This window comes from Pseudogracilibacillus amylolyticus (SeqCode), assembly GCF_051918545.1.
In the GTDB taxonomy this organism is placed as follows: Bacteria; Bacillota; Bacilli; order Bacillales; family Amphibacillaceae; genus Pseudogracilibacillus.
Window position 1 is genome coordinate 1 of record NZ_JBPPZG010000102.1, and the last position, 14403, is coordinate 14403.

Annotated in this window: 16 protein-coding genes and 1 pseudogene; 4 read left to right on the forward strand and 13 right to left on the reverse strand. The window is 36.2% G+C overall.

Annotated elements, in window-relative coordinates; all coding sequences use genetic code 11:
• Both ACPYKA_RS12095 and ACPYKA_RS12100 read left to right on the forward strand, forming a co-directional pair.
• Positions 1-276, forward strand: a 276-nt coding sequence (locus ACPYKA_RS12095; protein ID WP_479542519.1) for a hypothetical protein, incomplete at its 5' end; no start/stop codon positions are given.
• A gap of 155 nt (positions 277-431) precedes the next feature.
• On the forward strand, positions 432-1046 hold the full coding sequence (locus ACPYKA_RS12100; RefSeq protein ID WP_479542520.1) for an Ltp family lipoprotein: 615 nt from the start codon (positions 432-434) through the stop codon (positions 1044-1046).
• A gap of 446 nt (positions 1047-1492) precedes the next feature.
• Here ACPYKA_RS12100 and ACPYKA_RS12105 read toward each other — a convergent pair whose 3' ends face one another.
• The 13 genes and pseudogenes from ACPYKA_RS12105 to ACPYKA_RS12165 form a co-directional block, all read right to left on the reverse strand.
• Positions 1493-1573: a putative holin-like toxin gene (locus tag ACPYKA_RS12105; RefSeq protein WP_479542531.1), complete on the reverse strand. Its 81-nt coding sequence runs from the start codon at positions 1571-1573 to the stop codon at positions 1493-1495.
• Between the two features lie 191 nt (positions 1574-1764).
• Entirely contained in the window at positions 1765-3399 is a 1635-nt protein-coding gene (groL, locus tag ACPYKA_RS12110; protein WP_479542521.1) for a chaperonin GroEL, read from the reverse strand.
• Positions 3400-3477: 78 nt separating this feature from the next.
• Positions 3478-3759: a co-chaperone GroES gene (gene groES, locus ACPYKA_RS12115; protein WP_479542522.1), complete on the reverse strand. Its 282-nt coding sequence runs from the start codon at positions 3757-3759 to the stop codon at positions 3478-3480.
• A 459-nt stretch (positions 3760-4218) separates the two neighbouring features.
• Positions 4219-4764 (reverse strand): NADPH-dependent FMN reductase, encoded by a 546-nt coding sequence (gene ssuE / locus ACPYKA_RS12120; RefSeq protein ID WP_479542523.1) that lies wholly within the window; start codon positions 4762-4764, stop codon positions 4219-4221.
• A gap of 25 nt (positions 4765-4789) precedes the next feature.
• Positions 4790-6112, reverse strand: a complete 1323-nt coding sequence (locus ACPYKA_RS12125; protein WP_479542532.1) for an LLM class flavin-dependent oxidoreductase — start codon at positions 6110-6112, stop codon at positions 4790-4792.
• Between the two features lie 27 nt (positions 6113-6139).
• Positions 6140-6991 carry a MetQ/NlpA family ABC transporter substrate-binding protein gene (locus tag ACPYKA_RS12130; protein WP_479542524.1) on the reverse strand — a complete coding sequence of 284 codons (852 nt, stop codon included), beginning with the start codon at positions 6989-6991 and terminating at the stop codon, positions 6140-6142.
• Positions 6992-7009: 18 nt separating this feature from the next.
• A complete protein-coding gene (locus ACPYKA_RS12135; RefSeq protein WP_479542533.1) occupies positions 7010-7612 on the reverse strand; it encodes a methionine ABC transporter permease in 603 nt (200 codons plus the stop codon).
• Complete coding sequence (locus ACPYKA_RS12140) at positions 7605-8684, reverse strand: methionine ABC transporter ATP-binding protein (protein WP_479542525.1); 1080 nt, start codon at positions 8682-8684, stop codon at positions 7605-7607. Before ACPYKA_RS12140 ends, ACPYKA_RS12135 begins: the two co-directional genes overlap by 8 nt.
• Before the next feature lie 17 nt (positions 8685-8701).
• The gene (locus ACPYKA_RS12145) at positions 8702-9526 is read right to left on the reverse strand and encodes a MetQ/NlpA family ABC transporter substrate-binding protein (RefSeq protein WP_479542526.1); all 825 of its coding nucleotides are present in this window, start codon (positions 9524-9526) and stop codon (positions 8702-8704) included.
• Positions 9523-10023 (reverse strand): GNAT family N-acetyltransferase, encoded by a 501-nt coding sequence (locus ACPYKA_RS12150; RefSeq protein WP_479542527.1) that lies wholly within the window; start codon positions 10021-10023, stop codon positions 9523-9525. Before ACPYKA_RS12150 ends, ACPYKA_RS12145 begins: the two co-directional genes overlap by 4 nt.
• 96 nt (positions 10024-10119) lie before the next feature.
• Positions 10120-11411, reverse strand: a pseudogene (locus ACPYKA_RS12155) (LLM class flavin-dependent oxidoreductase).
• Positions 11412-11434: 23 nt separating this feature from the next.
• A complete protein-coding gene (locus ACPYKA_RS12160) occupies positions 11435-12445 on the reverse strand; it encodes an LLM class flavin-dependent oxidoreductase (protein ID WP_479542528.1) in 1011 nt (336 codons plus the stop codon).
• A 191-nt stretch (positions 12446-12636) separates the two neighbouring features.
• Positions 12637-13107, reverse strand: coding sequence for an S-ribosylhomocysteine lyase (locus tag ACPYKA_RS12165; RefSeq protein WP_479542529.1), 471 nt, complete (start codon positions 13105-13107; stop codon positions 12637-12639).
• A gap of 224 nt (positions 13108-13331) precedes the next feature.
• Between ACPYKA_RS12165 and ACPYKA_RS12170 the strand changes: the two genes are divergently transcribed.
• Entirely contained in the window at positions 13332-14036 is a 705-nt protein-coding gene (locus tag ACPYKA_RS12170) for a lysostaphin resistance A-like protein (RefSeq protein ID WP_479542530.1), read from the forward strand.
• Positions 14037-14047: 11 nt separating this feature from the next.
• On the forward strand, positions 14048-14212 hold the full coding sequence (locus ACPYKA_RS12175) for a YdiK family protein (RefSeq protein ID WP_479542534.1): 165 nt from the start codon (positions 14048-14050) through the stop codon (positions 14210-14212).
• Positions 14213-14403: the final 191 nt, after the last annotated feature.

Sequence of the window (14403 nt, forward strand, 5' to 3'; positions counted from 1 at the left end):
GATATGAAAGAGGAAATGCATGAAATGAAAACGGAAATGAACCAACGTTTTGATACCGTTGATTCAAGATTGAAAAACTTGGAAGACAAATCCGATGCCGTATACGAGCAAGTGGTTAAAAACGCCGAAGACATCACTGTATTAAAAGAAAGTCAAAAAATAATTGGAAATGCAGTCAATCAAATAGCTACTATACAACAACGTCAAGAGGATACAATTAACCTTCTTGCAAGGCGTTCCCTCGATCAAGAGGCGGAAATTAAAAGAATAAAATAAAGTATCACGGTTATTGATTAAATCGTGATTATTTTTTAAATATCTTTATAGGCAAATTTTACCGGGCATAAAGATATATAAGATAAATAATGATATTCATGCATGTATGCCATTTAATATAAATTACATTATCAAATACATAAGGGGGCATTTTTATGTGGGGTTTTTTAGGAGTAGTAGGATTTATTGTATTCATTATCTTTGGAATTATGTGGATCATTTCATTGGTCAAGAAAAACGGTAAAGCGATACGTAATATACTTATTTCCGTTGCGGGCTTTGTAGTTATGATAATAGCTTCCGTGGTAGGCATTGGGAATGTCGTTAATGAAGTTTTAAACGAAGTAGACGAGCCAATACAGGTGGAGGAAAAAGACATAGAATCCAATGATGAAGAAGGTAATAATGAAGATGCCAGTAAAGAAGAAGAAATAGAAGAAGCTGAAATAGAAGAAAATGATGATGTGCCAAGGGAATATAAAGCAGCGTTAAATAAAGCGGAATCATATGCTAATACTTTGCACATGTCAAAAGCAGGCATTTATGATCAATTAGTTTCAGAACACGGGGAAAACTTCCCTGAAGAAGCTGCTGAATATGCCATGGATAATATTGAGGTTGACTGGAAAGAAAATGCTTTGAAAAAGGCGGAATCATATGCAGAGACAATGGATATGTCAGATGACGCCATCTATGACCAATTGGTTTCGGAATACGGGGAACAATTTACTGAAGAAGAAGCGCAATACGCTATTGAAAATTTAGACTAAAAAATAGGTGTGCATTAAATTGTACACCTTTTATGTTACCCTTAAATAGAACATACATATCTAAAATGGTGGTGAAGCGATGAATTAGATGAATTTTAGATATGGTCTTAATAATAGGATTAGATTTAGACAAGGAACGGTTTTACACATTAGCATTTTCGGGGATGTGGTCTGGCGAACTAATTGCATTAAAAAAAATCAGACTTATATTTTGAAAACATAACTATTAGAATTAGTAAAAATTTAATTTCAGCTCAATACAATTATTGTGCAAAGGTTTATTTTATGACATAAATAGGGTATAATCTATTTAGAAGATCATAAGATAATAAAAGACCGCCCATGCTGGATACATGGATGTTCAAACGTGTAATAGCCCTTCAAAGGGGCGACTCGCGTGTTTAGTAGAAAATAATCACCTCACATGCTCATCAGGCTTTGGGTGATTATTTTCTTGTTTCTGACAGTATGGACACGACTAATACTCCAAAAGAGAGCATCACAATCAATGACTCAAAAACTGTCATAAGGCATCACCTCCTTTCCTTTAAAAGCAAGGAAAAAAGTGCGCCACCACCCATGAAAGCCCTATCACACTGGTTAAAGCATACCGTACAGGAACTTTTGTTTCTATTAAAAATAAAACTATCATTAAAAAGCGAGGTCTGCAACTACTGCAAACCTCGCTTTATTCTTTCATATTTAATTCGAAATCGACTTACATCATTCCCGGCATTCCGCCGCCCATGCCGCCCATGTCAGGCATTCCGCCACCTGCGTTTTCTTCAGGTAGGTCTGCAACTACTGCTTCTGTTGTTAGGAACATAGCTGCAACAGATGCTGCGTGTTGTAATGCAGAACGTGTAACTTTTGTTGGATCAACGATACCTGCGTCAATCATATTTACCCATTCGCCTTTTGCAGCGTCAAATCCAATACCTACTTCTTCACCTTTTAGACGTTCAACAACAATTGAACCTTCAAGGCCTGCGTTTTCAGCAATTTGACGAACTGGCTCTTCTAATGCACGTAGTACAATGTTTGCACCAGTTGCTTCATCATCTTCAAGTTTTAATTCTGCAACTTTGTTGTAAACGTTAATTAGTGCAGTACCTCCACCTGATACGATTCCTTCTTCAACTGCTGCACGAGTTGAGTTAAGTGCGTCTTCCATACGTAGTTTACGCTCTTTTAGTTCAGTTTCAGTAGCTGCTCCTACTTTAACAACAGCAACTCCGCCTGAAAGTTTTGCTAGACGCTCTTGTAATTTTTCCTTATCGAATTCAGAAGTTGACTCTTCTGCCTCTGCACGGATTTGGTTAACTCGCGCAGAAATAGCGTCAGGGCTTCCAGCTCCTTCAACGATTGTTGTGTTTTCTTTAGAAACGACAACTTTCGCTGCACGTCCAAGTTGTGTAATTTCTGTTGATTTTAGATCTAATCCTAAATCTTCTGTAATTACTTCTCCGCCTGTTAGAATTGCAATATCTTCTAACATTGCTTTACGACGGTCACCAAATCCAGGTGCCTTAACAGCTACTGCATTAAATGTACCACGTAATTTGTTTACAACTAATGTTGCAAGTGCTTCACCTTCAACATCTTCCGCAATGATTAAGATTGATTTACCCTCTTGAACAACTGCTTCAAGAACTGGTAAAACTTCTTGGATATTAGAAATCTTTTTATCTGTAATTAAAATGTATGGGTCTTCTAAAACTGCTTCCATTTTGTCTTGGTCTGTAACCATATATGGAGAAGCATATCCACGATCAAATTCCATACCTTCAACTACTTCTAGCTCAGTTGAGAATCCTTTTGATTCTTCAATTGTGATAACTCCATCATTTCCAACGCGCTCCATTGCTTCAGCAATTAGTTGTCCAACTTCTTCATCACCGGAAGAAATAGCTGCAACTTGCGCGATCGATTCCTTATCTTCGATGTTGTTAGAAATACCTTTTAGTCCTTCCACTGCCGTATCAACAGCTTTTTCAATCCCACGACGAATACCTACTGGATTTGCACCTGCAGTAACGTTTTTAAGTCCTTCTCGGATCATTGCTTGTGCTAATACAGTTGCAGTTGTTGTACCATCACCAGCTACATCGTTTGTCTTGGAAGCAACTTCTGATACAAGTTGTGCACCCATATTTTCAAATGCATCTTCTAATTCAATTTCTTTAGCAATTGTTACACCATCATTTGTAATGAGTGGTGAACCGAACTTTTTATCAAGAACAACATTACGTCCTTTAGGTCCTAATGTTACTTTAACAGCATTTGCTAATGTATCAACCCCATTTAGTAGGGATTTACGAGCTTCTTCACTAAATTTAATTTCTTTAGCCATAACTTAATAGTACCTCCTTAAAATATTTATATCTTTATGTTTGTGATAACATGTTACTAAGTATGTTTCAAATCGTTTTTATTCAACGATTGCCAAAATGTCGCTTTCACGTAAGATTAAGTATTCTTTACCTTCGTACTTCACTTCAGTACCTGCAAATTTAGAGAAAATAATATGATCATTTTCCTTTACTTCTAGTGCAACTTTTTTACCGTCAACAATTGCACCTGAACCTACCGCAACCACTTTACCTTCTTGTGGTTTTTCTTGTGCAGAGTCTGGCAGTACGATACCGCTCGCAGTTTTTTCCTCCTGCTCAACAAGTTCGATCACTACACGATCTCCTAATGGTTTAATCATGTAAAGAAACCCTCCTTAGACTGTATAATTATATTTTTTCTCATTGTTAGCACTCAAGACCGCCGAGTGCTAACACCAATTATTATAATAAATAATTCTAAATTAAAATGCAAGTGTTTTCTACTTTATTATTTTTATAATATTAGAAAACTCATACTCTCGCCAAGCTTTGGTGAGAGTATGAGTTACACTTACGAGTGATTGATGTGCTGGTACTAGCGTCTAAGACAGATCTTTACGGTGGGACGAACGAAAAAGCAAATGCTCTTCGATAGAACGAGTAAACGCAGTCCCAGGAGACCTGAGCTTTTAGCCAGTGAGCGAGTCAAGAAAGTTTTATGCTTTCCTATCTGCTTAAGAATACCACAGTGATCAACACCGTGGTAGAGCAAAAATTTTATACTTTCTTATCTTTAAAAAAAGAGGGGATTCCTTTTATCCCTCTCAAAATAGTAAATTTCATTGTGAAAATGTCATTTTTTTATCTCTTATCGCTTCGATAAAGCAATTTGTCTGTACCTCTAAACGGTGCCTTATTTCTTGGTCAATGATTGGAACTTCATACTCTTGGTTTATTTGACTGTCTAAAATGTAAACTCCTCTCAATGGATTGCCTTTTAATATAGCAATTAGTGGCTTCAATGTATATTCTATCGCCAATAAATGAGCTGGACTTCCCCCTGTCATGATTGGAAACACAGGTTTTGATTGAAATAAATCTTGTGGCATAATATCTAATAAGGCTTTTAATACACCTGTATAAGAAGCTTTATAAACAGGGGAAGCAACAATAACTCCTTCAGCCTGCTGGATCTGCTGCGCTATATCTGTAATCACTTTACTAGTATAATTTCCATAAAATAAATCTTCTAATGGGACATCTTGAACTGATATATGACTTACTTGAAAACTTTCTTTTTCAAGCTTAGTTCCCAAATATGTTAACACTTTACTAGATCTAGAAGATATTGAAGGACTTCCAGATATTAAGACAATATTTCGCATAATTCTATCCTTTCCCAAAAAGTTTTTATGTCGTACCCGGTGCACTATACTGATTTATAGGCTTTCTTAAACCTAAATGACTTCTCAACGTTTCTCCAGAATAATCTTTTCTGAACAGTCCCCGTTCTTGTAAAATAGGGACAACTAAGTTAACAAAATCTTGCAAGTCTCTTGGCATCAATGGAAATTGGATCATAAATCCATCTGTTGCTTTTTCAACAAACCATTTTTCCATTTCATCGGCTATTTGGGTAGGTGTTCCGATAAATGTATCTTTTTTCGCTGCTCCAAAAAACCTCGTATATAAGTCTCCCACTTTTAAATTTTCTTGTTCGATTATCTGCATCATTTCATTAAAATTACTTTGAATGCTGTTTACCTTAGGAAAACTTACCTCTTTTGCTGGAGTATCTAATGCGTATTTGGAAAAGTCTATATTCCCCATATAACCGGAAACAAATTTCAAACTTTCGTATGGATCCGTTAATTGTAGTAATTCTTCATATTTTTCATTCGCAATTGATTCAGTCTCTCCCACAATTGGAGAGATACCATGAAAAATTAATAATTCTTCTTCTGTACGATTGAAATTCTTAAGCCATGACTTCAACTTTTTGTAATACCGCTTCGATTCCTCTATATTATCCCATCTTGTAAAAATAACCTCTGCTGTTCGTGCAGCAAGTCGTTGACCAGGAACAGAGGCACCAGCTTGAATAATGACAGGCTGCCCTTGAATCGATCTTGCAATATTTAATGGTCCCTTAACGGAAAAATGATCACCTTTAAATTTTAATTCATGCACTTTTTCTCTGTCATAAAATTGACCAGTTTCTTTATCATAGATAAAGGCATCGTCCTCCCAAGAGTCCCATAACCCTTTAACAATATCTACAAATTCTTCCGCCCGCTCATAACGATGATCATGCTCCCAATGCTTATTACGACTAAAGTTTAGCGCTGTTTCACCTGTGGCATCTGCGGTAGTAACAACATTCCAAGCTGCCCGGCCATTACTGACATGATCAACTGAAGCAAACTGACGGGCTAACACGAACGGCTCACTGTATGTGGTAGATGCTGTAGCTCCCACACCAATCTTTTCTGTTGCTTGAGCCAATGCTGTTATTTGTACAATTGGATCCAAACGATTTAATATTTGTGGATGAGATTCATGATTGATAGCTAAACTATCTGCCGCAAACACAAAGTCAAATTTTCCTTTTTCGGCTATTTGTGCCTGTTTTATCAGTGACTTAATATCAATACTTGCATTCGATTTAGCTAAAGGATGACGCCAAGAGGAAACATGCATCCCCGTTCCTACTAAATAAGCTGCCAACTTCATTTCTCTAGAAATCAACCGAACTCCTCCTTACTTATTTGAATACGTTTCTTTGTATGTGGCTAACTCCTCCAAAGTAATAAAGGTAGGAAGATAATTTCCGTTATATGTTTCTTCAATAAATTCCTTCGTTTCATCAGTCTGATAAATCGATACGAGTTTTTGAAGTTTTTCATCATCTTTGTTTTCCTTTTTCGCAGCGATAATATTGATATACGGCTTTGCTGTTGCATTTTCATGGAATATTGAATCTTTTAACGTTAACCCTGCATCCACAGCTATTCCGTTTCCTATTACTGAAACACCTGTATCTTCCATCGCACGAGGTGTTGTAAAGCTGTCTATTGGAATGATTTCAAGGTTTTTTGGATTATCTTTAATTTTATCTTCTCCACCAAGACCATCAAAGTCATCAATAACTGTAATAAGCCCCGCTTCTTGCAGGAGTATCAGAGCGCGCCCCCAATTAGATTGATCATTAGGAATGGCAATTTGAGAACCATCCGGAATCTCATCAACTGAATCATATTTACTGGAGTAAATACCTAGTGGAGCAATAATTGTTGTACCGATAGGAACGATGTCACTTTTTGTTTTATCATTATAAGTGTCTAAATAGGCTACATGTTGAAAAGCGTTCACATCAATTTCTCCATCATTCAAAGCATCATTTGGATCATAAGCTGATGAAAACTGCACAAGTTCAAGCTCTAATCCTTCTTCTTTAGCCCTTTCTTTCATATATTCCCAAGTTTTCATCTCGGAGCTTCTAATCCCTACTTTAATCGGCTCTTGATCCGTTCCAGCTGTATCTGAAGAACAACCGACGGCTACTAGCATAACGAATAATAACACGGCAATAATGAAGCGATTTTTCAGCATCCATATTCTCCTTTCTCATTAGGAAACACGTCTAATTTTACGTTCGAGTGTATTTCCGATACTTTGAATGATTTGTACGAGTAGGACGAGAAGGACAACAGTAACCAAAATTGTTAACGTATCGAAACGTTGATACCCATACGTAATCGCAACATCACCAAGTCCTCCTCCACCAACTGCTCCTGCCATGGCAGTCGCCCCGATTAAACTTATCGTTACGGTCGTAACACTCAATACTAAAGAAGCAAATGCTTCTGGCAATAAAAATTTACGAATAATTTGAAACGGTGTGGCTCCCATTGCTTTGGCAGCTTCAATTATCCCTGCGTCAACTTCCAACATTGAATTTTCTACTAGTCTTGAAAAATAGGGTCCAATATGAAGTACAAGTGGGACAATAGCAGCCGATGTACCAATAGATGTTCCTACGATTAGTCTAGTAAATGGGATAATCGCAACTAGCAGTATAATAAAAGGAATGGAACGTAACACGTTAACAACCGGGTTTAATATAGAAAAAACATATTTGTTTTCTAAAATATGCCCTTTTCGCGTAACAACGAGTGTGATCCCAAGCACAACCCCGATAATGCTTCCAAAGGCTAAAGCAACACTAACCATGTACAACGTTTCCCATAATGCGTTCAGAATAATATCCGTCCCGACTTCCACTTGCAACTACCTCCTTAATTGGTACCTTTTGTTTTTCCAAATAGTAGATTCCGCGCTCAATTTCTTCATTTGGCCCAATGAATTCAACGATTAAATTACCAAACGATTTAGTCTGTAACTCTGTAATATTGCCAAATAAAATATTTACTTCCATATTAAATCGTTTAGCCAATTGAGAAATGATCGGTTTTCCGGAGCTAGATCCTAAAAATTTTAAATTAAAGACCCGACCTTTATAGTCGCTATCCTGAAGCAAGTTATAAACCGTCTTCGGTACTTCATCACGAACGATAGATTTTACAAAGTTACGAGTCGTCTCTGTTTGGGGATTTGTAAACACATCAAATATATTTCCTGTTTCAATTATCCGCCCTTCTTCCATCACCGCCACACGATTACATATCTCTTTAATAACTTCCATCTCATGAGTAATCAGCAAGATCGTAATATTATATTCTTCGTTTATTTTCTTTAATAAATTTAAAATAGAAACAGTCGTTTGTGGATCTAACGCAGAGGTTGCCTCATCACATAAAAGAATCGATGGTTTTGTAACTAGTGCACGGGCGATCCCAACACGTTGTTTCTGACCTCCAGACAATTCATCAGGATAACTATCCGCTTTATCAGCTAAACCAACAAATTCGAGTGTTTCTAATGCCCGTTTCTTTATTTCATCCTTACTGACTTTGCTAAGTTCTAACGGAATGGCTACATTTTCAAATACCGTTTTAGAATGTAATAAATGAAAGTGTTGAAAGATCATGCCAATTCTTTTTTGTGACTCTCTTATTTCTTTTTTTCGTAATTGACTTAAGTCTTTTCCTTCCACAAAAATTTGGCCACTTGTTGGTCTTTCCAGTAAGTTTACTGTGCGCAGTAATGTACTTTTCCCGGCTCCACTATAACCAATTACTCCAAAAATGTCCCCTTTACGAATGGTTAAATGAATGTTTTTTAACGCCTCGACATTCACTGATTTACTCGCAAATATTTTTGATACATTTTGAAACTGGATCACTTTCCACCCTCCTTTCCTTAAAATGCTGGAACAACTGCTCCTTCATATTCTTTTTCAATAAATTCCCTTACTTTTTCTGAAGTTAGAGCTTTTGCGAGCTTTTGAATTGCTTCATTATCTTTATTGTCAGGTCGGGATACTAAAATATTAACGTACGGTGACTCACTATCTTCTATAATGAGAGCATCTTCTAGTGGAATGAAGCCTCCTTCTAGTGCATAGTTTGTGTTAATTGCTGAAGCTTCCACATCGTCTAGTGAATGAACTAATAACGCAGAGTCTACCGCAATAAATTCGATATTTTTTTCATTTTTAGTAATATCTTTTAATAAATAATCACCATCTTTCGTTTCGTCAAGCTCAATGACTCCATTTGCAGCAAAAAGTTCAAGAGCTCGTGAAAAGTTAACCGGATCTTTTGGAATAGCTACTTGAGCGTTATTCGATAATTGCTCAATAGAGTCAATTTCCTTTGAGTACACACCAAATGGTTCAATATGGACTCCCGTAACGTTTACTAAATCTAATCCACTATCTTCGTTTACTTGCTCTAAATAAGGAGTATGCTGAAAAAAGTTAGCATCAAACTGTCCGTCAGCTGTTTGTTGATTTGTTTGAATTCCGTCTGAAGTAATTGACAGATCTAATTTTATCCCTGCTTTTTTCAGATCTTCTGCTAAAAATTCCAAAATTTCTGCATGTGGAATGGAAGAAGCACTAATTTTTAAAGTAACCTCCTCGTTCTCCAATGATGATTCCGAAGAAGATTTTTTCGCGCCGCAACCAACCAATAAAAACAGTCCCACTAATAAGATAAAACCTGCTAAAAAATTCTTTCTCATTTTTTAATTTTCCCCTTATCCAGTTTAATTGAATAACATTGAATGACATTACCATGCTTTATATAATCCTTCGCCGGTTCCCTTACAAATCCGTACTTTATATATAGTTTTATCGCTTGTGACATGAGCTCCGTGCTGTGCAAGAATACAGCTTGCGCATTTTGTTTTTTAGCGTAACAAATTGCTTTATCCAATAATTTACGAGCGGTACCTTCTCCCCTGCCACGCGGATGAACTGCCAAAAATCGAATAATTGGGGCATCAATCTCTAAATCTGATACTTGGTAAGCTTCTTTTGCAGAACGAAAGAGTTGCATCGTTCCCACAATGTCATCCTTATATTTTGCGATATATAATCGATCAATTTTTTCATTATCTACAGAAGCCGTTAGTTCTTCCATATATCGCTCCCAACGATCTTGTTCAAATTTCTCTTCATACTCCTGATAACTTTCAATGAGTAACTGTCGCACTAACTCTAGTTCCGATAATTTCATTTGTCTGATTAAAATTTGATCCGTAAGATTGGTTATAATTCTTCACCTCTTCCATTAATCCCATTTGTTTACTTGGTTTTATGTGAAAAAAATAATTTAATCATTTTTTACAGTGTATCTGTTTTCTTTAAAAGATAATTTTAAATGTTCTCTTAATGTCGTCGATTCTTGATTTGGGTTATAATATCCTGCCTTTTTTAATATTGGCAAAATATTGTCTAAAAAATTCCTATACGCCTTTCCAAATACAGGCATTGTTAAAATGAAACCATCGGCCGCTTTATGATCTATCCATTTAATCATTTTATTGGCAACCTCCTCATATGTTCCAAAAAAAGAACCTTTTGGGGTAGCTACCCTAAGCGCCACCTCTCTTAATGTCAACCTATCTTCCCTTGCAAATTGTTTGATATGATCGGTTGCGGATTGAAAACTGTTTTTCCCTACATCACCAATATCTGGAAACTTTTCATCTAATGGATGTTTGGAAAAATCATAGTGGTCAAAATAACGCCCTAAATAATGTAAAGCTTCTTCGATGGAAATGAGATTCATTAATTGGGTATAATTTTGTTCCGCTTCCTCTTCATTTTCCCCTATAATTGGTGAAAGACTTGGAAAGATAAGTATGTCATCTGGACTTCTTCCATGCTGTATTGCCTTTTGCTTTACTTCTTCATAAAAAGCTGTTGCTTGTTCCAAGGTAACATGATTGGTAAAAATAACATCCGCTTTTTTTGCAGCAAAGTCCTTGCCCGCCTCGGACGCTCCTGCTTGAAAAATAACTGGTTGCCCTTGGGTTGATCGTTCAATATTTAATGGCCCTTTAACCGAAAAGAATTCCCCTTCATGATTTAATTCGTGCATTTGATCCCGATTAAAAAACTTTCCGGTTTTTCTCTCTCTAACAAAAGCATCGTCTTCCCAGGAGTCCCATAACCCTTGCACGACTTCTAAGTGTTCTTCTGCTTTTTGATAACGTACAGCATGTTCGGGATGAACTCCTTTATTGTAATTACTTGCACTTCCCTCTAATGGGATGTAACAACATTCCAACCCGCACGACCCCCGCTTAATTTATCTAACGATGCAAACTGCCTGGCGACTGTGAAGGGTTCACTATATGAAGTTGATAATGTGCCTACCAATCCGATTCTAGAAGTAGCTGTTGCCAATGCGGAAAGTAAAGTTAATGGTTCAAAACGATTGAGAAAATGCGGGATTGATTTCTCATTAATATATAATCCATCAGCAACAAATACAAAAGATAGTCCCGCTTCTTCGGCAGTCTGTGCTAAAGCAATATAATGTTCAATATTAATGCTAGCATCTTTGGGAACATCCGGACTTTTCCAGGCATTCATATGAGAACCAGGACCATTAATCATTAACCCTAATGGTATATTTTTTGTCAATTAAATACCTTCTTTCTCGAATATTCATTTTCAGGTCCAAGAAGTTCAAACGACCTTCTTCTTTCTATTTCATTTTGTAAAGGCGTATGCAATATAAATTCATCAATTTCATACGTTTGGTGAAGCCTATCTAGCTTTTGCTTTATTTTTTCAGCCGTTCCTGTAAAAACCGTAACGTCCTTTTCTGTAACTTCAAACGCCACAGTATTTTGATTTTCAAGAGTTTGAATTTGATCAATTGATTGAACGGTTAAACTTCTACCGTCCTTAAAATTTATTTGATATAATTTAATATCTTTTGCTAATTCCACAGCTTCTTCATCTGTCTCTGCTGCCAGCACGGAAACTGCTGTAATAAATTTGCCGTTTGGAAACAGAGTACGGTATGTGTTAGAGGATTCTTTGAGAATTTCTTCACTGCTATTTATAAAATGTGCAAATACGAAATGGGTTTCAAGAGTTGCCGCCATCTTTGCACTATTTTCACTTGCTCCAAGTAAAAATATTTCTGGCTTTACCAAAGGCTGGGGCATTGCTTTTATACCGGTTAAGGGATGGTTATTAGGAATATTATCATCGATGAGTTGTTTTAAAAAAGTAAGGCGTTCATTGAAATCCGTTCCATCATTCATCGTTCCGAATTGTAGTGCTTTTGTGGATAAATCTAATCCTCCTGGAGCTTTACCTACTCCTAGATCCACTCTTCCTGAAGCTAATGAAGATAATACATGAAAGTTTTCAGCCACCTTATAAGGGCTATAGTGTTGGAGCATAACCCCTCCTGAGCCGATCTTTATTTTCTTTGTATGAGCTAGCAGATGAGCCATTAAGATCTCGGGAGAAGTTCCCGCAACATTTTCCATATGATGATGTTCGGACACCCAAAATCTTTTATATCCCCACTGTTCTGCAGCCTTTGCGAGTAATACGGTACTGTTAAAAGCATCAATTGCAGATCTACCTGAAAAAATTGGACTTTGATCTAAAATACTGAGCTGATAACTCATTTTTTTCATCTTCCTATCTCAATTATTATTTTACACATCAAAATACTTGGAATTAGATTTAAAAATATATTATCCTATAATTTGGATAATGTCAATCTGTTTTTGAATATTTTTTTCTTTTGTTATAAATAAACAGAGGGAAAAGAACTTTGCCATTCTTCACTCTCTGTCAATTAATTATCAAAAAAATATTATTGAAAAACATTTCTCCACTCGGATTTTTTAGCGAGCATTTTTCGCGCATTTTCTTTTGCACCTTCTAAGCTATGGCTCGCTGCCCAACCACATTGCACTTCATTGCATGCAAGGACTTCCGTAGCTTTTAGTACATCTTCCAATACTTTTTCCACTAAATTTAAAATATCTTCATAATCATCATGGTTAATCACGGATAAATAATAACCTGTTTGGCATCCCATTGGACTAATATCTACAATTTTATCTGAATAATTTCTACTAATTTCCGCCATTAAATGTTCCAGTGAATGTATAGCCGGCATTTCCATATGCTCTTGATTTGGTTGAGTAAAACGAAGATCATATTTATAAATTTCATCCCCATTAATTCCCTTATTCACTCCGGCTAAGCGTATATAAGGAGCTTTTACTTTTGTATGATCCAGGTTGAAACTCTCCACATTTAATTTCTTCACGTCGCTCATTAACATCATCCTCCTAATAATTTTATCTCGTTCTTTTGCAATGTATTAATCCCATTAATTTACTTGGTTTATAAAATATATCACTTAAATTTACATAAGGCAATGATCTTTTTCGAATAATACTTTGGAATGGGTTGAAAGTCATATTCCCTCATTAATATTAACTGTATTCACTTTATGGTATGATACATAATGTAAAATTCAATTACAAGGGAGTTTTTTATTTGTTTCCGAAAAGATATTGGTTTGTCTTTTTAATATACGTATTAATGTTAATAATGACAGCAGTTGTTCCGGTTATTTTATTTTTTGGATTCGGAATTGATCCACTTGATGCTGCACTTTATTCCAATGTAGTCGGCTTTATCATTGGGTCAATTTTGGTCTTATTATTAATGCGGCAAGATTTGAATCAAGAAAAAATTACACACCCAATTTCGGCTGGAAGAATTATTGGATGGACTGCACTTGGTGTGTTGTTAGCTTGGGTTATGCAAGCACTTGCAGTCACCATTGAAATTGAGTTATTCGGCATCGATCCTACTTCTGAAAATACGGAAGTCATCGTGGAAATGACAAGAATGAATCCGATATTTTTGTTAATACCTGCGATCAGTGCTCCCATTTTGGAAGAATTAATTTTTCGGAAGATCTTATTCGGATCACTATATAAAAAATTCAACTTTTTTTGGGGTGCTCTTATTTCCTCGCTCATTTTCGGTGTACTCCATATGGATTTAACTCATACTTTAATATACACGACAATGGGATTTGTTTTTGCCTATTTATATGTCAAAACGAAAAGAATTATTGTGCCGATCCTTGTACATATGACATTAAATACAGTCGCTGTTTTAGCGCAATTAATTGATCCGGAACAATTAGAACAAATCCAGAACAATGCTATGCTTATTTTCTTTGGAGGCTGATATTTTTGAGAATGGCAATAATTTATTTTGTAATGGGGTTAATTTTTGCTTATTTAGCATACACAAGTGTCCAAGAGACGATATGGAATGCGACAACAATATTACTAGCTGCTGTTGCTGCTCTAGATTTTGGAGTAGGGTACAGATATTTGCGCATGCATTTTAAGAAAGAATAAATTTCAGACTAGAACATAACGAAAACCTCAACTCCAAAGACGGACGATCCCAGGATGATTTTACTTCACAGTTGAAGGATACTGTGCAGTAAATTCGGACGGAAATTGCCCTACCGCTACGGAAATACATTCCGCTTTCCGCAGGCGGCTGATGAGCCTTCCTTGTGCTACGCACTGCGTTGTCTCACCTA

Coding starts and splice junctions, on each gene's coding strand:
- ACPYKA_RS12100 (WP_479542520.1), top strand. CDS start 432: ATGTGGGGTTTTTTAGGAGTAGTAGGATTTATTGTATTCATTATCTTT.
- ACPYKA_RS12105 (WP_479542531.1), bottom strand. CDS start 1,573: ATGACAGTTTTTGAGTCATTGATTGTGATGCTCTCTTTTGGAGTATTA.
- groL (WP_479542521.1), bottom strand. CDS start 3,399: ATGGCTAAAGAAATTAAATTTAGTGAAGAAGCTCGTAAATCCCTACTA.
- groES (WP_479542522.1), bottom strand. CDS start 3,759: ATGATTAAACCATTAGGAGATCGTGTAGTGATCGAACTTGTTGAGCAG.
- ssuE (WP_479542523.1), bottom strand. CDS start 4,764: ATGCGAAATATTGTCTTAATATCTGGAAGTCCTTCAATATCTTCTAGA.
- ACPYKA_RS12125 (WP_479542532.1), bottom strand. CDS start 6,112: ATGAAGTTGGCAGCTTATTTAGTAGGAACGGGGATGCATGTTTCCTCT.
- ACPYKA_RS12130 (WP_479542524.1), bottom strand. CDS start 6,991: ATGCTGAAAAATCGCTTCATTATTGCCGTGTTATTATTCGTTATGCTA.
- ACPYKA_RS12135 (WP_479542533.1), bottom strand. CDS start 7,612: ATGGTTAGTGTTGCTTTAGCCTTTGGAAGCATTATCGGGGTTGTGCTT.
- ACPYKA_RS12145 (WP_479542526.1), bottom strand. CDS start 9,526: ATGAGAAAGAATTTTTTAGCAGGTTTTATCTTATTAGTGGGACTGTTT.
- ACPYKA_RS12150 (WP_479542527.1), bottom strand. CDS start 10,023: ATGAAATTATCGGAACTAGAGTTAGTGCGACAGTTACTCATTGAAAGT.
- ACPYKA_RS12160 (WP_479542528.1), bottom strand. CDS start 12,445: ATGAGTTATCAGCTCAGTATTTTAGATCAAAGTCCAATTTTTTCAGGT.
- ACPYKA_RS12165 (WP_479542529.1), bottom strand. CDS start 13,107: ATGAGCGACGTGAAGAAATTAAATGTGGAGAGTTTCAACCTGGATCAT.
- ACPYKA_RS12175 (WP_479542534.1), top strand. CDS start 14,048: ATGGCAATAATTTATTTTGTAATGGGGTTAATTTTTGCTTATTTAGCA.